We start from the raw sequence: 19879 nt of genomic DNA, 5'->3' as shown, positions 1-19879 counted from the left end.
CTCCAGGGTTGTGGCCCATGGAAGAGTTCCGCGCCGTTCTCGTCGTCGATGCCGAGAAGTTCAGCGCCCACCGTGATGCCGACTTGACCGACGTCCACCTGGAGATCCGGCGCGTCCTCGCGGCGGCCTGCGCGGCCGGCGGTCTCGGTGACACCTGGGAGAACGTCCGATTCATGGAGAGCACCGGGGACGGTGTCCTCGCCGTCCTCCCGCACAAGGCGGTGCCCGCGCTCATCGACCCCTTCCCACGGTGCCTCCAGGACGCGCTGGCCGAGAGCGCCCCGCGGCTGCGGGCGCGGGGGCTGCGGCTCCGGCTGCGGGTCGCGCTGCACGTGGGGCTGGTGGACGACGAACGCCCCGACGCGCCCGGCATCTCCACGGCCGTCATCGACGCCTGCCGGCTTCTCGACAGCCGGCCGCTGCGCGACGCCCTTGAGCAGAGCGATCCCGAGGTGACCTTCGCGGCCCTGCTGCTGTCCTCGGAGCTGTTCACCGCCTATGTGGCGGGCGGGCGGAGCGGTCTCAGGGAGAGCCAGTTCACCGAGGTGAAGGTCCAGGTGAAGAGCTACGACAAGCCCGCCTACCTCTACGTGCCGGTTCCCTCCGGGAAGGGGCGGGGGGACGGTGCCGGGATGGTGGCGAAAGACGGCGAGGGGCCTCCGCCTCCGGTGCCCGGGACGTCCATCAGCGGCATCACGATCAGCGGAGACGGCTCCCGGAACGCGTTCGGCAACACCGTCGGCGGCGACTTCCGGCAGGAGGGGTGATGACGGCGATCGACGACGTCACGATCACCGGGGACGGCTCCCAGAACGCGTTCGGCAACACGGTCTCCCGCGACCTGGTCCTCAACCAGCTCAGCTTCGTGCGCGCCCGTCCGTCGATGGTCCTGTCCCGCGGTGAGATCGACGACCGCGCGGCGGGCTACGTGCCCGCCCGCAACCACGACGTGATCATGAACGTCCTCCAGCGCGACCGTGTCGTGGCGCTCGCCGGGCCCGCGGGCGCCGGTGTCACGACCACGGCGATCGCGGCACTGCGGGAGCTGCGGCCGCGCCTGCCGATCCGCCTGTTCTCCACCGGCGAGGACGATGTGGAGGAGATCTCGGGAGCGGAGCACGGTTACCTGATCCGCGCGGCCGACGAGGAGGAGTCGCGGCTGCGGTCCTGCCTGGAGGCGGTCCGCACGTCCGGGGGCTTCCTCCTGGTCGTGGGCACCGAGGCGGAGCAGCGCCGGTTCGCCGGGTTCCTCCCGGCGATCCGGGTGCAGCCGCCGCCCGCGGACGCCGTCTACCGGCGCCGGCTGGAGCGGCTCGGTCTCGGCGGTACGCACTGGCCGGACTGGCCGCGTGCCGTGGAGCTGCTGAAGGAGGCGTCGCCGGGAGACGCCCGCCGCCTCGCCGACCTCGTCACGGAGATCGGTATCCCGCGCGAGGTCGAGCGGGCCTACCTCGGCTGGAAGGAGGAACTGCGCGGCTGGTTCACCGAGCACCGGGAACTGCGGGATCAGAGCCTGTTCATCGCGGCCGCGACGATCGCGCCGGCCGATGAGACCAGCGTCTACGGCGCCGCGCTCTCGCTGGCCCGGGAGCTGGGGATCAGGATCGAGGGCGGCGGCCTGGTGTGGTGCCCGTCCCCGGGGCTGCTCGGCCTGCTGGGCGCGGAGCGGGAGGACGGCCGGCTCGTGTTCCGCCGGCCCGGGTACGCGGCCTCGGTGCTGCGGCACGTCTGGGACGACTACCCGCTCGCCCGGGGCGATCTGCTGTCGTGGCTGTCGTCGCTGCCCACCGACGGCGTCGTGGTCCTCGATCCGGGGCTGCGGCGCAAGCTCGTCGAGGTGTTCGCCGACCTCGCCGCCGAGCACGGGGCGGTGGAGAAGATCGTGCGGATGGCCGAGGCGTGGGCCGGGAACGGGGAGGCCGACCTGGCCTACGTCGCACTGGCGCGAACCTGCCTGCACCCGCTGGTCGGGGGCCGGGTGCGCAGAATGCTCTACGAGTGGTCCAGGCTCCGGTATGCGCCGCAGACGCTGAAGCTGACGGTGGCGCGGGTCTGCGAGGTGCTCGGCGAGACCCACGTGACGATCGCGCTGACCCGGCTGAAGCACCTGGTGACCCACGGCAACGAGCAGGTGCGGGACGAGGTGCTGGACGTCGCGCGCGCACTGGCCGGGATCCATCCGCGGGAGGTCGCCGCCGCCGCCGCGGAGTGGTGCCGGACGGCCCCGCGGCTGAGAGCGGAGCAGGACGGGCTCCGGCGGGCGCAGGCGGGGCTGTGGCTGCTGCTCGACCTGCTGCCGGGCGGGCCCGCGCACGGCGGGCCGTATCCGCGGGACGTGCTGGACTGGATCGGCTACTTCGCGCGAGGTGGCGGCGAGCGGCTGCGCCCGGTGGCGCTGGAGGCCGCGCTGGAGATGGCGCGCCACCATCGCGGCGCGGTGCTCGGCGCGGCGCTGGCCTGGGCGGGCAACGCCGACGGCCGTCCGTACGGTGAGGCGATGCCCCGGGCGGAACTGGCGACGTCGCTGTTCCTGCGCCTGGCCGCCGAACGGGACGCCGACGGGCTCGCGGTGACGCTGACCGGCCCCGCCGCGGTCCGGCCCGCGGTGTGCGCGCCCGCGTGGTGCGTCGCGGTCGCGGCCGAGACCGGGAAGGCGACCGTCGGCGACGCATTCCTCGATGTGGCCGGGCTGTGGCTGGACACGGCCGTCGCGCGACCGGGGCTGCGGCCGGGGATCGTCCGGCTGTTCGCGACGGCGGCCGGCGGCGATCCGGCGCACCGGTCCCTGCTGGTGGACCTGGTCCGCGGGTGGGCGGACGCCCGCCGGGATCGCCGGGACGTCCGCGACGACGTCCTGATGGAACTGCTCATGCCCGAGTGGCGGCGGCTGCTGCTGGTGCTGTGGGTGTCGCTCCGGCGGACGCTCGCGGGGGGCGGGTGAGCGCGGGGGCGCCTTGCCCGGAGGGGTGGGGGGTGGTTCGGTGGAGGGATGGGGAAGATCGCGATTGTCACCGGGGGGACGTCCGGGATCGGCAAGGAGATCGCGCGGGGGCTGGCGCGGGCGGGGTTCCTGGTGGGGATCGTCTGCCGGAACGAGATGCGGGGCGCCGCCACCGTCGAGGAACTCACGCGGGACGTGCCCGGCGCGCGGGTCGAGACGTTCATCGGGGACCTGTCGGTGCTGATGGACGTCCGCCGGGTCGCGGCCTCGCTGGAGGAGCGGTTCGACCAGCTGGACGTGCTCGTCGACAACGCGGGCGTGCATCTGCTGCGGGCCAAGGTCAGCGCGGACGGCTATGACCGCATGATCGCGACGAACCATCTGGGGCCGTTCCTGCTGACGAACCTGCTGCTGGGGCTGCTGGAGAAGGGCGCGCCGTCGCGGGTGGTGGTCGTGGCGTCCGAGGCGCACCGGCAGGCGGACCGGTTCGAGGTGGAACGGCTGGCCGAGCCGGGGTCCTACGGCCCGGCGGGGTCGCTGCGCGTGTACGGGCGGTCCAAGCTGCTCAACATTCTGTTCGCGCAGGAACTGGCGAGGCGGATGGAGGGCAGCGGGGTCACGGTCAACGCGATGTGCCCGGGCGCCGTCGCGACGGGGTTGTTCAGGGACGTGCCGGGGAGCGGACGGGCCGCGGCGCTGCTGGCCCGCACCCCGGTGCTGCGGACGCCGGCGCAAGGGGCGCGCATGGCGCTGCGGCTTGCCCTGGACGAGGAGTTCGAGGGACGAAGCGGCGGCTTCTACAGTTCGACGCCGGGCGCCGGGCTGCTGCCGACGGCGGGGGCGCTGAAGAATCCCGAGCTACAGCGGGCGGTTTGGGACTGTTCCGCCCGCCTTGTGGGGCTGCCTGCCCTATAGGGTCTGGGTGCGTGAACCCACAGCACATCCCGCCCGGTACGGGGAACCCCCCGCAGCCGCCCCCGAAACCCTCCGCGCTCAAGGACCTGTTCGGCGGCGCCGGCTATCTGATGCGCGGCATCGGCTGGATGGCGCGGCATCCGGCCCAGTGGCTGTTCGGGCTGATCCCGGCGCTGGTCGTGCTGGCCGGGTACACGGCGGCGCTGATCTTCCTCGCGTTCCAGCTCGACGACCTGGCCGGGTGGGTGACGGGGTTCGCCGACGGCTGGCCGGACGCGGCCCGGACGTCCGCGCGGGTCGTCGCGGGCCTCGCGCTCTACGGGTCCGCGCTGTTCCTGGCCGTGATCACGTTCACCGCGGTGACGCTGCTGGTCGGGGACCCGTTCTACGAGGCGATCGCGGTCCGGGTGGAGGAGTCGCAGGGGGGTGCGCCGGCGGAGCCGGACGTCCCGCTGCTCGTCCAGATCGGGCGGGCGGTCAAGGACACGCTGATCGTCGGGGCCGTCGCGCTGGTGTTCGCGGTCGTGTTCTTCGCGTGCGGGTTCCTGCCCGTGGTGGGGCAGACGGTCGTCCCGGTGATCGCGGCGCTGGTGTCGGGCTACTTCCTCGCGGGCGAGCTGACCTCGATCGCGCTGGAGCGGCGCGGGATCCTGCGCAGGGAGCGGTTCACGCGGCTGAAGGCCGACCGGCCGCTCGTCGTCGGGTTCGGCGCCGCGACTTTTGTGGTGTTCCTCATTCCGCTGGGCGCGGTGCTCGCCATGCCGGGTGCGGTGGCGGGAGCCACGCTCCTGGCCAGAGAACGCCTGGCAGACGACCCATTGGTGGCGCATGGTGACGATGGTGCGGCAAAGCGTCATTGAGGTGTGAGAAAGATGTGTCCTGAGCGTGATTGTGGGTCGGATTCCCACTCCTGATCTTCGCGTAACGTGTGCCGCATGTCCGATCAGGGGGAGCGCGGTGTGCGCTGGACCGAGATGAGCGAGAGCGAGCCGTGGGACGAGCCCCGGCAGGAATCCGGCGCAGAGAGCGCGACCGGACCGCAGGCGGCCTTCCGCGAGCCCCAGGCGCCGGAGGGCTTCATGCCCGCGGACCCCGATGCGGACGAGGGGCCGCGCGGTGCGCGGGGCGAGGCGGCGGAGCCCGCGGGGCGCGACTCCGACGACGTCAAGGTCGCGCCCGTCCCGGAGGAGGAGGCACCTCAGTGGGAGGGGTCGCTCTTCGAGGAGGGGCCGGGCGACCAGGACTCGGGTGACCAGGACAACTACGTGCCGGCCGTCCCGACCGGGGCGGGGCAGCCCGCCAAGCCGGGCAAGCCGAGCAGCGGCAACTGGCAGATGCCGGAGTGGATGGCGGACGAGGCGTCCGCCGACGCCAAGCTCGGCGGGTCGCCGAGGCCGTCGCGGGACATGCTGGACGAGGGCGGCGGCCGGTCCGGGCTCGTGCTGTTCGGCGGGATCGGGCTGCTGGTGGCCGCGCTGATCGCGGCCGGTGCCGTCTACCTGCTGAAGGGCGGCGACGAGCCCGCGGAGCCGGTCGGCAACGCCGACAAGCGGGCCGCGGCGGAGCAGTCGGAGGCGGCGCAGGCGGACCTGCCGCCGGACAAGCCGCTCGCGAAGTTCGCCGGGAAGCCGAGCAAGGTGCTCGGACGGGTGAACGACGCGCACTCCGGGCTGTCATATCCGCGGCTGGCGGCTCCCTGGCAGGTGCCGACGAAGAAGAACAGGCTCGGCACGCCGGGATGGTCCGGGCAGCAGATCCTGGTGACGGAGCGGCACGCCGGGCAGCTCTGGTACGGCCAGTTGCTCACCGGGACGCTGCACCCGGGCATGATGAGCGCCTACCAGGGGCCGAAGAGCGTGAAGAACGTCGCGGGCCTGGTCGCGCAGGGATATGAGGCCCAGTACTACGCGTTCCCGCACAAGACGGCGCCGCTGGCGTCGCAGGAGCTGCGCGTGGACGGGCACGAGGGCTGGGTGATCGCCTCGTACCTGACTTACCAGCGCAGCGGCGTGCGGGCCACGGGCGAGGTCGTCGCGACCGCCGTGATCGACACCGGCCGCAAGACGCCGGCGGTGGTGTTCGCGTCGATGCCGAACACGCACAAGCAGCGGCTGCCGGATGTGAACGAGTTTCTCGGCGGGCTGAAGGTCGCCCCCTGACAGACCGAACGACGTTCTAATAGGGTGTGGCCACGTCCGAGGAGAGGGGTGGCCATGGCGATCGGGCTGACCGAGGAGCACGAGGCGCTGGCGGCGTCGGTACGCGGGTTCGCGGAGCGGAACATCGCGCCGCGGGTCGCACGTGCGGCGGACGCCGGTTTCTGGCCCGCGCTCGCCGCCCAGGGACTGCCCGGCCTGCACCTGCCCGAGGACGCGGGCGGGCAGGGCTTCGGGCTTTTGGAGCAGGCCGTCGCGCTGGAGGAACTCGGCCGGGTGCTCGCCCCCGGCCCGTACACGCCGACCGTCCTGGCGTCCGCGGTCCTGCACGCGTGCGGGGCCGAGGTGACCGGCCTGGCCGACGGTTCGCGGACCGCGGCGGTGGCGCTGTCGGGCAGCCTGGAGGTGGACGGCTCGGCGGTCTCCGGCACGCTTCGACCTGTGCTGGGCGCCCCGCTGGCCGATCTGTTCGTGCTCCCGGCCGGTGACCGCTGGGTCGTCCTTGACCGGGATGACGTCACCGTGGGGCCGCTGGAGTCGCTCGACATCACGCGTCCGGTGGGATCGGTCACCGTCGAGGGCGTGACCGTCGACCGCTTCCTGAGCGGAGCGGACGCGCAGGCCCTCGCCACCGTCCTGCTCGGTGCCGAGGCATGTGGTGTCGCGGGACGTGCCCTGGACGACGCCGTGGCCTATGCCAAGCTGCGGGAGCAGTTCGGACGCCCGATCGGCCAGTTCCAAGGCGTCAAGCACAAGTGCGCCCGGATGCTCATCGCCGTCGAGCGCGCCAGGGCCGCCGTATGGGACGCGGCGCGCGCGCTGGCCGAACCAGAAGAACAGCGTGCCTACGCGGTGGGAGTCGCCGCGGTACTGGCAGCGGACGCCGCGGTCGCCTGTGCTGAGGGCAACATCCAGATCCATGGGGGAATCGGCTACACCTATGAGCACGATGCCCACCTCATCTACCGGCGGGCGCTGACGCTCCGGGCGCTTCTAGGGCGAGCCGGCAAGCACCTGGCCGACGTCGCCGCGCTGGCGGTGCGCGGCGTCCGGCGGCCGATGAGCGTCGAACTGGCCGAAGACGCCGCGCCGGTCCGCGCGGAGATCCGCGCCCGCGTCGCCGAACTGGCCGCGATGGAGCTCCTCGACCAGCGGGCGGCGATGGCGGAGGGCGGCTGGGTGACGCCGCACCTGCCGAAGCCGTGGGGACGCGGCGCCGGGCCGCTGGAGCAGCTCGTCATCCAGCAGGAACTGGCGGCGGCGAAGGTGCGCCCGGTGCCGCTGATGATCGCCGGATGGGTCGTCCCGTCGCTGGTCCAGTACGGGACGCCGGAGCAGCGGGAGCGGTTCCTGCCGCCGACGCTGCGCGGCGAGATCATCTGGTGCCAGCTGTTCTCCGAGCCGGGCGCGGGCTCCGACCTCGCCGGGCTGCGGACGCGCGCCGAACGCGCCGAGGGCGGCTGGACGCTCACCGGGCAGAAGATCTGGACGTCCCTCGCCCGCGAGGCCCAGTGGGGCATCTGCATCGCCCGCACCGACCCCGACCGGCCCAAACACGACGGGATCAGCTACTTCCTCGTGGACATGGCCGCGCCCGGCATCGAGATCCGCCCGCTGCGCGAATGCACCGGTGACGCCGTCTTCAACGAGGTGTTCCTGGACGGGGTGTTCGTCCCGGACGACCTCGTCGTCGGCCCCGTGGGCGCCGGCTGGCGCGTCGCCCGCACCACGCTCGCCAACGAGCGCGTCGGCCTGACCAGCACCTTCCAGCTCGGCGGCGACCTGCCCAAGCTGCTGGACCTCGCCGCCGCACTGGGCCTGGACGGCGACCCGGTCGTCCGCGACGGACTCGGGCGCCTCGCCTGCGACGAGCACTCGTTCAACCTCCTCGGCCTCCGCGCCACGCTCAAGCAGCTCTCCGGCACGGACCCGGGCGCCACCGCCAACGTCCGGAAACTGGTGGCGATGGAGCACGGCCAGCAGGTCACCGAGTTCGGGTTCACGCTCCTCGGCGAGGACGGCGCGCTGACCGGCGGCCGGCAGGACGACCTGCGCGCCCGCTGGACCCGCTACCTCCTGGCGTCCCGCGCCATGACCATCGGCGGAGGCACCACGGAGGTCAACCTCAATGTGATCGGTGAGCGCATCCTCGGGCTGCCGCGCGACCCAGAGCCGGTGGGGTAGCGTCCAGGCTCACATGGGGGAGCGGACGCGGCACCTGGTGGCCGCACTGACCGGGCTGGGGCTCGGGCTTGCGGCACTCGGGCCGGGGCTCGCGCCCGGGTTCGTCCTGTCGTACGACATGGTGTTCGTGCCGGACCCCGCGTTCACGTCCATGACGTTCGGGCTGACGGGGGTCGTCCCCCGGCACGTCCCGAGCGACGCGTTCGTCACCGCCCTCGCCGCCGCCGTCCCGGCGGACATCGCGCAGAAGCTCGTCCTTCTGGCGATATTCGTCATGGCGTGCACATCGGCGGCGTCCCTGGTGCCGTCCCGCCGCCTCCTGCCCCGCCTCGCCGCCGGCGTCTGCTACGCCTGGAACCCCTTCGTCGCCGAACGGCTCCTTCTGGGCCAATGGGCGCTCCTCCTCGGCTACGCGGCCCTGCCCTGGGTCGTGGCTGCCGCCGCTCGCACGGACGAACCCGGCGGCACCCGCCGCCTGACCCGGACCCTCCTCCCCGCCGCCATCGGCGGCTTCGCGGCCTTGACGGTCACCGCCATAGCGGCCCTGACGGTCGCCCTGGTGAGCGGCCGTCCCCGCGGTGGCCTTCGCGTTGCCGGGGTCGTGGGGGCGTTGAGCCTCCCCTGGCTGGTGCCGGGGGTGTCGCGGGCGGGCGGGGTGCCCGGGGAGGGGACGGCCGTCGGGCTGTTCGCGGCTCGGGCGGATACACCGTTCGGGGCGGCGGGGAGCCTGCTTCTGCTCGGCGGGGTGTGGAACGGGGAGACGGTGCCCAGCGGATATGGGGCGCCGGTCACCGCGGCCATCTGGCTGATCGTCGTGGTGGGTGCGCTCGTTGCCTATGGGAAGTGGGGGCGGGGGCTCCCCTGGTGGCGGGGCGCGGCGGTCGCCGGGATCGCCGGGTTCGCGATCGCGGGCCTGGGGGCGGTGGCCGCTCCCGTCCTCGAAGGGGCCATCGGCCTGTGGGGCGGGTTCGCCGTGGTGCGGGACGGGCAGCAGTATGTGGCGCCGCTGGCCGTCGTGGTCGCCGCCGGGCTCGGCTTGGCCGCCGACCGGGCCGCCGAGGCGCGGTGGCCGGGCGTGGCCGCGGGAGCGATGGCCGCGCCGGTGCTCCTGCTGCCGACGCTGGCCTGGGGGGCGGCGGGTGAACTGCGGGCCGTCCGCTACCCGGACGACTGGGCGCGCGCGCGGCAGATCATCAACGGTGACCCTGAGCAGGGTGACGTGCTGGTTCTGCCGTGGGCCTCGTACCGGAGCTACCCGTGGAACCACGGGCGGCGGGTGCTCGATCCGCTGCCGCGCTATCTGCATCGGCGCGTCATCGTGGACGACGCGGTCACGGTGGGGGAGACGACCGTCCCGCCCGAGGATCCGAGGTCCGTCAGGCTCGCGCCGGCCGCGAAGACCGGGGCACCGCCGGCCGCGATGCTCCGTGCCGAGGGCATCCGGTATGTCGTGGTCGACGCGGATACCGGTTCGGTTCGGCCGGAGGGCGAGGTGGCGGAGATGCTGAGAGGCCCCGACCTCGTCGTCTACCGGATCGGCGGAGCCGCGTCCGCCGCCGGGGACGGCGTGCCGGTGGCGCCCGTGGTGGTCGGGTGGGGCATTGCGAGCCTGCTCGTTTTCTGGTCAATCCCGGCCCCAGGTACTACTCTGAGCCTTTCATTACTCGGCAGTATCAAGCCCCGCCGCCCCGATGACCGACGAAGGACCCCCTGATGCGCATCGCCATCGCCGCACTGGTCGGCGCCCTGCTGGCCACCGGAGCGTCGTTCGGCGCGGTCCAGCTCGCGAACGCCTCCCAGAAGGACCCCGTCATCAAGCCGCTGTACAACTACGGCTCCCGGTGACGTGTAGGCCCTGATGGGGACCTGGCATGACGGCACCGCCCTCCTGGAGATCATCGTTCCCGCCCACAACGAGGCCGACCGGCTTCCGGCGGGACTGCATCTGCTGTGTGCGAAGCTGGCCGGCCTCCCGCTGCGGGCGGAGATCATCGTCGTCGACAACGCCAGCACCGACGGGACGGCCGGCATCGTCCGCTCCTGGGGCGGTCCGGTGCCGGTGCGGCTGGTGCACTGCGAACGCAGGGGCAAGGGGGCGGCGGTCCGGGCCGGACTGCTGGAGACGCGCGCCCCGTATGTCGGATTCATGGACGCCGATATGGCAACGGACCTTGCCGCGCTGGACGAAGCCATCGCCCTGCTGCGCGAGGGCCGCCCGGTCGTGGTCGGGTCAAGGCGCCACCGCCGGTCGGTGGTCCAGGGGTACGCGCTGCCGGTCAGGCGGCTCGGGGCCATCACGTTCAACCGGATCGTCCGCGACCTCGTAGGCGGCATCCAGGACACCCAGTGCGGATTCAAGTTCTTCGACGGGCCGCTCGGACGGGCCGCCGCCGGGGAACTGCGCACCGCCGGTTTCTCGTTCGACGTCGAGCTTCTGGCCCACTGCGTACGGCGAGGGGCGTCCGTGACGGCCATCCCGGTGGTCTGGCGCGACCGTCCGGGCTCGACGTTCTCCGTGACGCGTCATTCATTGGAATGCATGCTGGACCTCGCTCGGATCCGCGTGCGCGCCGGTTTCCGCGTGCCGGCGACGCCGATCACCCCCGTCGTGCCCGTCCGGACGATGCTGCGTGAGCCGCGCCCGGTGCCCGTCGCTCTCCCGGAGCGGGCGCCGAGCGCCAAGTCGGGATGAGCGCGGATCTGCGGCTGGCGGTAGTCAACTGGCGGGATCCCTGGCATCCCGCCGCCGGAGGCGCCGAACGCTACGCCTGGGAGCTGGCGCGCAGGTTCGCTGGTGAGGGGGCCCGCGTCCACTACGTGACGTGCAGGGTCCCCGGGCAGAAGCGCAGGGAACGGGTCGAGGACGTGGAATTCGTCCGTCTCGGTGGCCGGTTCACCGTCTACCCGTTGGTGCTGCTGTGGATGCTGGGGCGCCGCCTGCGGTTCGATGCCGTCATCGACTGCCAGAACGGCATCCCGTTCTTCACGCCTTGGGTGCTGCCCCGGCGAGTACCGGTGTTCTGCGTCGTCCACCATGTGCACGACGCCCAGTTCGACTTGTACTTTCCCAGGTGGCTGGCTTGGGTCGGGCAAGTCCTGGAGGGGCCGGTGAGCCGCTGGACGTATCGGCGGCACACGTTCGTGGTCGTCTCGCCGTCCACGTTGCGCGCCGTCAGGGAACGGCTGGGGTGGACGGGGCCCGCCCATGTCGTTCACAACGGATCGTCCGTCGCCGAACCCGATGGCGTGGTCGCGGAGCCTCGCGGAGACCCCGACCTGGTGTGCGTGACCCGTCTCGTCCCGCACAAGCGTCTCCACCTGCTCCTCGACCTCGCGCAGAGCCTCACGGCGACCCGCCCTGGGCTCAAGCTCCACATCATCGGGGACGGGCCGGAGGCGCCCGCGCTGAAAACCGCGATCGGCGCGCGGGGCCTGGACGGCGTCGTCATCGCGCACGGCTATGTCCCCGAGAACGTCAAGGCCGCGCTGGTCGCCCGCGCCGACCTGCATCTCAGCACGTCGCAGGGGGAGGGGTGGGGCCTCAGCGTGATCGAGGCCGCCGCGCTCGGCGTCCCGACCGTCGCCCACGACGTGGACGGCCTGCGCGACGCCGTCCGCGACGGGACCACCGGATGGCTCGTCCATGAGGGCGATGACCAGGCCGGCGTGGTCGAACGCGCCCTCAAGGAGCTGGCCGACCGCACGGTGCGCGATCGGTTCGCCACGGAATGTCAGAGGTGGGCGGCAGGCTTCGACTGGGCGCGCACCGCAGGCCGGATGCGCGGCCTCGTGACCGCCGCCGTCCGGGGCGCGGGCGCCGGGAACACCGGCGTCCGGGCCCCCGGCGGACGCGGGTACGGTGACGAGCACCCAGGCTGACGCCGGGGGAGCACAGAGAGGGGCAGAGGGCGAGCATGGCCGTGGGAGAGGCGGATCCGCCCCGCGCCGGCGCGTCCCGTCCGCCCGTCCAGGGGCCGGACGGGCCGGACGGCCCGGACGCCGCCGAGCGGCTGCGGGAGAGGCTGCGCGTCCTCGCGGGCTGCCTGGCGCTGACCGCGCTCGCGTTCGGCACCCGGCCCGGCGCCATCCTCGCCGACACCAAGATCGACATGGCGGTGAACCCGCTCGGGTTCCTCGGCCGCGCCCTCCACCTGTGGGACCCCGAGCAGTTCGGCCAGCTGCAGAACCAGGCCGTCGGCTACCTGTTCCCGATGGGCCCGTTCTTCGCGCTCGGCGACGTCCTCGGGATGCCCGCCTGGATCACCCAGCGGTTCTGGCTGGCGCTGCTGATGTGCCTGGCGTGCACCGGCATGTGGCGGCTGGCCGGGCGGCTCGGCATCGGCGGCCCGGGCCCGCGGCTGTTCGCCGCGATGGCGTACGCGCTCGCCCCGAACGGGCTGGCCACGCTGGGGCAGATCTCCGCGGAGTACCTGCCGGTCGCGATGCTGCCGTGGATCGTGCTGCCGCTGGTCGCCGCGGCGTCCGGGGAGGGCGGACGGCTGCGGGCCGCGGCCCGGTCGGGGCTCGCGATCGCCTGCTGCGGCGGCATCAACGCGACCGCCACCGCCGCCGTCCTCGTCGTCCCGCTGCTGTACATCGTGACGAGGCCGCGCGGGTCGTTCCGCGCCCGGATGCTCGCGTGGTGGTCGGCGGGCGCGGGCGCGGCGACGGCCTGGTGGCTGGTCCCGCTGCTGCTCACCGGCACGTACGGGTTCTCCTGGCTGACCTACACCGAGAAGGCCGACACGACGACCGGGCCGACCGGCCTGATCAACGTGCTGCGCGGCGCGGAGCGCTGGGTCAACTACCTGATCGTGGACGGGCAGGTCTGGTGGCCGGTCGGGCACGGCCTCTCGCTCAGCCCCGTCCCGATCATCTGCACCGGTGTCGTCGCGGCCCTCGGCCTCGCCGGGCTGCTGGGCCGACTGCTGCCGGAACGGACGTTCCTGCTGCTCACGCTGCTGGCCGGGGTGACGATCCTGTCGATGGGCCATATCAGCGACATCCCGGGCCCGTTCGCGGCCCAGCTCCGCGACCTGCTGGACGGCCCGCTCGCGCCGCTGCGCAACCTGCACAAGTTCGACGCGGTCGTCCGGCTGCCGCTCGCGCTCGGCCTCGCCCACGTGCTCGTCGCCGCCGCCCGGCACGCCCAGGACGCCCGGGTGCGCGGGCTGGGCGACGGAGCCGGGCCGGCGTTCAAGCTCACCCCGAGGGCGCTGCTCAGCCTGCCGGTCGCCGCTGCCGTCGCGCTCGGCGGCATCGGGCTCACCGCCGTCTCGCACGGCCTCACCGGGCCCGGCGACTTCACGCAGGTGCCGAAGTACTGGCGGGACGCGGCGTCCTGGCTCAACGCCCGCGCGGGCCGGCAGGGCGTGCTCGCCATTCCGGGGGCGCCGTTCGGCGAGTACCTGTGGGGCCGTCCGATGGACGACATCGTCCAGCCGCTGCTGGTGGCGCGGTGGGGGGTCCGGCAGCTCGTCCCGGCCGGGTCGCCCGGCTACACGCGGGCGCTGGACGCGATCGACCAGCAGGTGCGCTCCGGGCAGGGATCGCCGGGGCTGGGCGGCTTCCTCGGCCGGATGGGCGTCCGGTACGTCCTGGTCCGCAATGACCTGCGGCGGGAGACGCTGCGCGGCGCCTGGCCCACCCGCCTCCACCAGGCCATGGACGCCTCACCCGGCCTGCGCAGGGTCGCATCGTTCGGCGGGCCCGTCGGCGGCGACAACGACGACGCCGTGTCGGCGGTCGACCAGAAGTACCCGCCACTGGAGGTCTACGAGGTCGAGGGCGCCGCTGACGTCGTGAACCTCGCCGGCGCGTCGAACCCCGTCCGCGTGTACGGGGGGCCGGAGTCGCTGCTCGCCATGGCCGACGACAAGGCGCTGCCGGACGGTCCCGTCCTGCTCGACGACGACGCCGCCGACCTCAAGGGCACCCCGGTCGTGACCGACTCGCCCCGGCTGCTGCGCCGCAACTTCGGTGAGCTGCACCAGACGTCGCCGACGATGTCCGCCGCCCACCGGGGCGAGGCCACCGACGTCCTGGACAAGGGCTGGAAGCGGTACACCACGCACGTGACCTACGGCGGCGGGGTCCGGGACGTCACGGCGTCCGCGTCGGCGGCCGGTGACGACGCGATCCCGCAGGCCCGCGAACCGGAGGCGGTCCCGTGGGCCGCGCTCGACGGCGACCGGCTGACCGCGTGGCAGACGGGCGGCTGGAGCGGGCCGGTCGGGCAGTGGCTCCGCGTCGACTTCGACCGGGCCCGCGACGTCCGGAACCTGACCGCCACGTTCGCGCCGGACCCCGCCCTCGGGCCGCCGGTGTCGCGTGTCGCCGTCGAGACCGAGAACGGGAGGGTGGAGCAGGACGTCCGGCAGAGCGCGAACCCGCAGGCGCTGCGGGCACCGGACGGGCCGGCGCGCTGGCTGCGGCTGCGCATCACCGGGCTCTCCGCCGAGCCGGTCGTTCCCGCGTTCGCGCGCGCGGCGATCGCGGAGGTGTCCATCGGCGGCGTGAAACCGGCACGCACCTACACGATGCCCGCGCCGCCGGGAATCGGCGGGCCGGCCACGTACGTGATGAGCCGGGCGCCGGGCGCGGCGGACGAATGCATGAAGGGCAGCCGGCGGTGGGTGTGCTCGCCGTCCCTCGGCTCCGGCGACGAGGAGGGTACGGGCTTCGACCGGACGTTCACCTCGGCGGTGACCGGCAAGGCGCCCGTCACCGGGACGGCCGTCCTCACCGACCGGCGGCTCATCGACCGGTACACCGCCGCCCGCCGCCAGCCGCTCGTCGCCGCCAGCTCCACGCTGTCCGGCCACCCGGCGGACCAGCCCAGATCCGGCTTCGACGGCGACCCGGCGACGTCCTGGATCGCGGCGGAGAAGGACGAGGCGCCCGCGTACACCGTCCGCTGGAAGGGCCGCAAGCGGGTGTCCACGGTGACGGTCACGCGTCCGCCCGGCGCGTCCGGCCCGATCCGGCTGCGCGTCCGGGGCGGGAACGGCCGGATCCGCGAGGGGCTGACGGACGGCGAGGGCAGGCTGTCGTTCGCCCCGATGACGACCGACCGGCTGACGATCACCTTCTTCCGGGACGGCCGGCCCCAGCCGGTGCAGCTCGCCGAGCTGACCGTCCCCGGCGTGAAACCGTTCCCGGACGTGCGGGCGTACCCGCTGGAACTGCCGTGCGGCTTCGGGCCGAAGCTCCGGGTCGCGGCGTCCGCGAACCCGTCCGGCGGTGACCTGACCGGCACCGGTCAGGCAGATGCCGTGCGGACAGGGAGCGGGCAGGGCGGGACGATCCAGACCAAGGTGACCGGCACCCTCGGCGACCTGCTCGCCGGTCGCCCCCTGCGGTTCGCCGCCTGCAAGCAGGCCGTGCTCACCGAGGGGCAGAACCACCTGACCTCCGTCCCGCTCGACGCCTACCGGATCGACACGGTGACGGTCGGGACCAAGCTCGGGGCGGACGCCACCGGACGGCCGCCGCCGCGGCAGGTCAGGGTCATCGACTGGGGGTCCGGCTCCCGCAGGCTGGAGGTGGACGCCGCCACCGCCTCATTCCTCACCGTGAACGAGAACTTCAACACCGGGTGGCGCGCGACCGCCGGCGGCACCGTGCTGCGGCCCGTCCGGCTGGACGGATGGAAGCAGGGCTGGCTCGTCCCCGCGGGCACGAGCGGCGCCGTCGAGCTGACCTACACGCCCGACCGGGCCCAGCGGATCGCCGTCGTCACCGGCCTCCTCCTGCTCCTCGTCCTGCTGCTCGCCGCGCTCTGGCCGGCCCGGTCCGGCGGGCGGCGCCCGGCCCCGCGCGCGCTGACCGCCGGGACGGGCTGGCCGGCGTGGGCGGCCATCGGGCTCGCCGCCGCGCTCGGCGGCTGGATCGCCGGCCTTCCCGGCGTCGCCGTCACGCTCGCCGTCGCGGCCCTGTGCGGCTGGGCGCGCACCCGCCGCTCCGCCGTCCCGCGCGCGCTCGCCTCCCCGTGGCCGGCGGCGATCGCGCTGCTCGCCGGTACCGGCTGCCTCGCCGCCGCGATGTGGCTCGACCTGCTCGACAACCCCGCCGAACCGTCCGGCCCGCTCGGCGACATCGCGCCCCAACTGCTCGGGCTCGTCGCCGTCGGGCGCATCGCCGTCGAACTGTGGCGGCCGAAACCGCCCGGCGGCGGCGAGTCCGGCGGGCGGATCCCGCTCAGCTGGACGGCGCCCGGGCAGGGGCCGGCCGGGACCGGTCCCGGCGCCGGGTCAGCCGCCCCACCGGCCACTCCACCAGGTAGTGGGTCAGGGTCCCCGCTGCGATGGACGCCGCGGCCATCAGCGGCAGATCCGTCGCCACGTCCCCCTGGAAACCCCGGCCCGTCGCGTCGTACCAGGAGACGATGATCAGCAACTGCCACAGGAACACGCCGTAGGAGATCCGGCCGAGGAACCGCATCACCCGGTTGCCGAGGATCGCGCCGAGCGCGGGCTGCCCGGCCGGGGCGAGCGCGACCGGCGCGACCAGCGCCGCCGCGCACAGGCCGAACACGACGAGGTGCAGGGCGGACGTCCAGAACGCGTCCGGCGTCTGCAGGCTGAGCGGGCCCGCGGCGGGTGTCGCCGCGACGACGTACAGCGCCGCCGCCGCGACCCAGCACGCCGCCCACGAGTCCGACACGGCCCGGCACAGCGCCGCCACCGGGCGCCGCTCGTCCAGCCGCGCCCACACCGTCACGACCGCGAGCGCCATCCCGATCGCGAACCAGACGAAGTACCGCGGAAGCCACAGCCCCAGATGGGAGTGCCGGTCCGGGACGAACATGGCGGCCGTCCAGAGGAACGACAGTGACGCGTACACGCCGATGCCGGTCAGCAGCCGTTTGGCGCGGACACCGGCGTCGTGGGTCTGCGCCCGGCGCGCGTACCAGGCGAGGACGGCCGCGGTGAACGGCAGCGTGACGTACCAGGAGACCTCCACCACGAGGCTCCAGAACTGCCCGAGTTCCGCGGGCCCCAGGGGGCCGTTCCACCACGGGTCGGGCAGATAGGTCTGGGTGAGCGTGAGCAGGGAGACCCACGTGACGGGGTCGCCGATGTGGTCTCGCCCCGCCGTGGCCATGTAGACGACGATCACGGCCCAGTAGGCGGGCACGATGCGGAACGCCCTCTTGCGCAGGTATTCGACGGTGCGCGGGGCGGATCGCCCGTCCAGGACGGTCGCGGCCCACGGACGGTAGAGCAGCAGCCCCGACAGCGTGAAGAAGACGGGCACGCCCACCTGGCCGCCGTTGAACAGCCATCGCGGGCCGTCCGGGTTGACGATGGACCCGGCCGCGCTGGCGACGTGGAAGACGAGGACGGCGAGCGCGGCCACCGCCCGCAGGCCGTCGATCGTGTCCTGATGGCCGGAGATCGGCGGCGGTGCCGGCCGGGCGGTTCGCGTGGCGGGCCTCACGAGCCGTTCTTCCGCAGGACGAGAACGAGGTTCCAGGTGGCGATCTCCCGTAGGCCCGGCACGCGGACGATGCCCTCCGCCCAGCGCGGATGGTAGCGGGGCAAAGCGTCCAGGACCTGCACGTCCTTGTGCCCTCTGGCCCATGCCAGCGCCGACGACACCGAGACGGGGTGCAGGTTGTGGCCGTACCGGTTCTTCGGCGGGCGTCCGTTCCGGCGCTCGTAGAGCCGGGCGGCCCGGTCACCGCCGAGGTAGTGCCACGGCGAGGTCTCGTGGCCGCCCCACGGGGACAGCCAGTTGGTGAACGACAGGAAGACCGTCCCGCCGGGTCTCGTCACGCGGACCATCTCGTCGGCCATCCGCCACGGGTCGGGCACGTGCTCCAGCACGTTGGACGAGAAGCACACGTCCGCGGACCCCGTCCGGAACGGAAGGGCGAGCGCGCTTGCGACAAGCCGGTTCGGTTCACGGACGTTGTGCGCCGTCAACTCACCAAGGTCGTGGTCGATGCCGACGCAGCGCGCCCCCGCCGCGGTCAGCGCGCGCGCAAAGAACCCGAACCCCGTCCCCACGTCGATGACGGTCGCGCCCCGCAGGCCGGTGTACGAGCCGAGCAGCGCGACGGTGTCACGGGCCATCAGGCTGTAGAAGTACTCCGGCTCGCTCCGCTCGCGCCGGAACGCGGCCAGCAGCCGCACCGACCGCGCCAGCGTCGCACAGTGCCGGGGGACGGGAGACAGCCCGTCCTGACCGCGTGCAGCCGAGGCCAAGGGCCACCTCACTGTGTCGGGACGCCGGGGTAACGGGGAGCTTACCGGCCGGTACGTGAGCACGGGGGGAGGCATTCGGCCGGGCGGCCGGACACGGCCGGTGTCCGGAGCGCCTTCCACGGCGCTCACCGCGGGATCGCTAGTCTTATTGGACGGTCGGTTTCACGGGTACTGTAGGGTAACCCGGACATGCCGGACCCGGCCCCTCGGCCGTTGAGTGCGACGGCAGCCCCCGGAGGTGTTCATGCGGCGACCGATCGGCCTGGTCCTGATCGGCCTGGGTGCCTTCTTCCTCACACTCGCGCCGCTGGTCCGCTTCTACGTGGCCGACCAGGTGGTCGTCGCACCGCTGAACCGCTACCAGGTGACCCTGCTGGAGTCGAAGGACTCCACCTACTTCGACCAGGCCGACCTGAAGTTCAAGACCGGCGTGACCCTGCTCGCCAAGAACACCGTCCGCGGTGACGTCCGCGCCAACGAGGGCAACGACGACATCGCGGTCTGGGACTCCACGACCAACATCTACGACGAGGCCAAGCCGGACAAGCCCGTCCAGATCCAGGGCTACCGCATCGCGTTCGACCGCCGGACGAGCGTGCTGGTCAACTGCTGCGGCGTCAACGTGGACGGCGACAACAGCGTCCGGATGTCCGGGTACGGGCTGCTGTTCCCGCTCGCGAACGTGCGGAAGCGCGACTACCCGTTCTTCGACATGACGACCAAGCAGGCGGCGCCGATGCAGTTCAACGCCGTCGAGAAGGTCCAGGGGCTCACCGCGTACCGGTTCACCCAGACGATCCCGCTGACCAAGACGGCCGCGCTCGACACCAAACTGCCCCCGCGGATGCTGGGGCTGCCCGACGACGCCGGCAACCAGAAGGTGGACCGCTACACCGAGGCGTACAACACCGTCTGGGTGGACCCGCGCACCGGCATCCCGGTCAAGCACCGCCAGAACATCCGCAGCACCGTCCGGACGCCGGACGGCAAGGGCAGCATGATCGTCGCCCAGGCCGACCTCATCACCGTCGACAAGGACCAGAAGGGCCTGGTCGAGCTGGCCGACGACAACGCCCTGCAGATCGACCTGGTGCGCGGCTACATCCCGGCCGGCTCGATCCTCTTCGGGCTGATCCTGCTGTTCGTCGGAGGCTTCCTCGGGCTCGCCCGCCGGGACCCTCCGCCGATCGAGGCGCCGCGCCGCCCGGACGGCAAGTTCGGTGACATGACCCCGCCCGATCCGCCGAACCCCCCGGAACCGCCCGCCCCTGCCGCCCCGCCGGCCTCGCCGCCCCCGGCCCGCAGTCCGGCACCCGGCAGCCAGCGCCAGCGGCGCCGCGCCGCCGGCCCGCCCAAACGCCGCTGACACCCCGCCAAAGGCCCGCGCACCGCGCGGGCCTTTTCGCGTGCCCGCCGAAGATCTCGGTGATACGTGTTCTAGATGAGCGATGAAGACCCATTAATGACGAGGT

General features: G+C 73.3%; 13 protein-coding genes and 1 pseudogene. 12 read left to right on the top strand and 2 right to left on the bottom strand.

All coding sequences use genetic code 11. The features are described from left to right. Positions 1-17: 17 nt before the first annotated feature. From ACQP1N_RS28520 to ACQP1N_RS28470, 11 genes and pseudogenes are all read left to right on the top strand, one after another. The gene (locus tag ACQP1N_RS28520; protein WP_433227622.1) at positions 18-767 is read left to right on the top strand and encodes a hypothetical protein; all 750 of its coding nucleotides are present in this window, start codon (positions 18-20) and stop codon (positions 765-767) included. Continuing rightward, entirely contained in the window at positions 767-2941 is a 2175-nt protein-coding gene (locus ACQP1N_RS28515; protein WP_433227621.1) for a hypothetical protein, read from the top strand. The genes ACQP1N_RS28520 and ACQP1N_RS28515 overlap by 1 nt, the downstream gene beginning before the upstream one ends. A gap of 48 nt (positions 2942-2989) precedes the next feature. Next, positions 2990-3856: an SDR family NAD(P)-dependent oxidoreductase gene (locus tag ACQP1N_RS28510; RefSeq protein WP_067797594.1), complete on the top strand. Its 867-nt coding sequence runs from the start codon at positions 2990-2992 to the stop codon at positions 3854-3856. An 11-nt stretch (positions 3857-3867) separates the two neighbouring features. Then, complete coding sequence (locus tag ACQP1N_RS28505; RefSeq protein ID WP_242608609.1) at positions 3868-4716, top strand: EI24 domain-containing protein; 849 nt, start codon at positions 3868-3870, stop codon at positions 4714-4716. A gap of 75 nt (positions 4717-4791) precedes the next feature. Beyond that, complete coding sequence (locus ACQP1N_RS28500; RefSeq protein ID WP_067797591.1) at positions 4792-6015, top strand: hypothetical protein; 1224 nt, start codon at positions 4792-4794, stop codon at positions 6013-6015. Positions 6016-6069: 54 nt separating this feature from the next. Then, positions 6070-8196, top strand: a complete 2127-nt coding sequence (locus ACQP1N_RS28495; RefSeq protein ID WP_433227620.1) for an acyl-CoA dehydrogenase — start codon at positions 6070-6072, stop codon at positions 8194-8196. A gap of 13 nt (positions 8197-8209) precedes the next feature. Then, positions 8210-9910, top strand: coding sequence for a hypothetical protein (locus tag ACQP1N_RS28490; protein ID WP_433227619.1), 1701 nt, complete (start codon positions 8210-8212; stop codon positions 9908-9910). After that, complete coding sequence (locus ACQP1N_RS28485; protein ID WP_255218801.1) at positions 9910-10041, top strand: hypothetical protein; 132 nt, start codon at positions 9910-9912, stop codon at positions 10039-10041. The genes ACQP1N_RS28490 and ACQP1N_RS28485 overlap by 1 nt, the downstream gene beginning before the upstream one ends. A 13-nt stretch (positions 10042-10054) precedes the next feature. Then, on the top strand, positions 10055-10888 hold the full coding sequence (locus tag ACQP1N_RS28480; protein WP_433227618.1) for a glycosyltransferase: 834 nt from the start codon (positions 10055-10057) through the stop codon (positions 10886-10888). Continuing rightward, positions 10885-12075: a glycosyltransferase family 4 protein gene (locus ACQP1N_RS28475; RefSeq protein ID WP_433227617.1), complete on the top strand. Its 1191-nt coding sequence runs from the start codon at positions 10885-10887 to the stop codon at positions 12073-12075. The genes ACQP1N_RS28480 and ACQP1N_RS28475 overlap by 4 nt, the downstream gene beginning before the upstream one ends. A gap of 35 nt (positions 12076-12110) precedes the next feature. After that, a pseudogene (locus tag ACQP1N_RS28470) lies at positions 12111-15227 on the top strand (alpha-(1->3)-arabinofuranosyltransferase domain-containing protein); the annotation flags it as partial. Positions 15228-16395: 1168 nt separating this feature from the next. On the opposite strand, the gene ACQP1N_RS28465 reads toward ACQP1N_RS28470, so the two are convergent. After that, positions 16396-17637 carry an acyltransferase family protein gene (locus ACQP1N_RS28465; protein ID WP_433227616.1) on the bottom strand — a complete coding sequence of 414 codons (1242 nt, stop codon included), beginning with the start codon at positions 17635-17637 and terminating at the stop codon, positions 16396-16398. Then, a complete protein-coding gene (locus ACQP1N_RS28460) occupies positions 17634-18407 on the bottom strand; it encodes a methyltransferase domain-containing protein (protein WP_433227615.1) in 774 nt (257 codons plus the stop codon). The genes ACQP1N_RS28465 and ACQP1N_RS28460 overlap by 4 nt, the downstream gene beginning before the upstream one ends. 244 nt (positions 18408-18651) lie before the next feature. Between ACQP1N_RS28460 and ACQP1N_RS28455 the strand changes: the two genes are divergently transcribed. Continuing rightward, complete coding sequence (locus ACQP1N_RS28455) at positions 18652-19773, top strand: DUF3068 domain-containing protein (protein WP_433227614.1); 1122 nt, start codon at positions 18652-18654, stop codon at positions 19771-19773. The last annotated feature ends 106 nt before the right edge of the window (positions 19774-19879 follow it).

The organism is Actinomadura formosensis (genome assembly GCF_050948385.1).
In the GTDB taxonomy this organism is placed as follows: Bacteria; Actinomycetota; Actinomycetes; order Streptosporangiales; family Streptosporangiaceae; genus Spirillospora; species Spirillospora formosensis.
The sequence above is the reverse complement of the archived record's forward strand: the minus strand, read 5'-3'. Positions and strand labels throughout refer to the sequence as shown.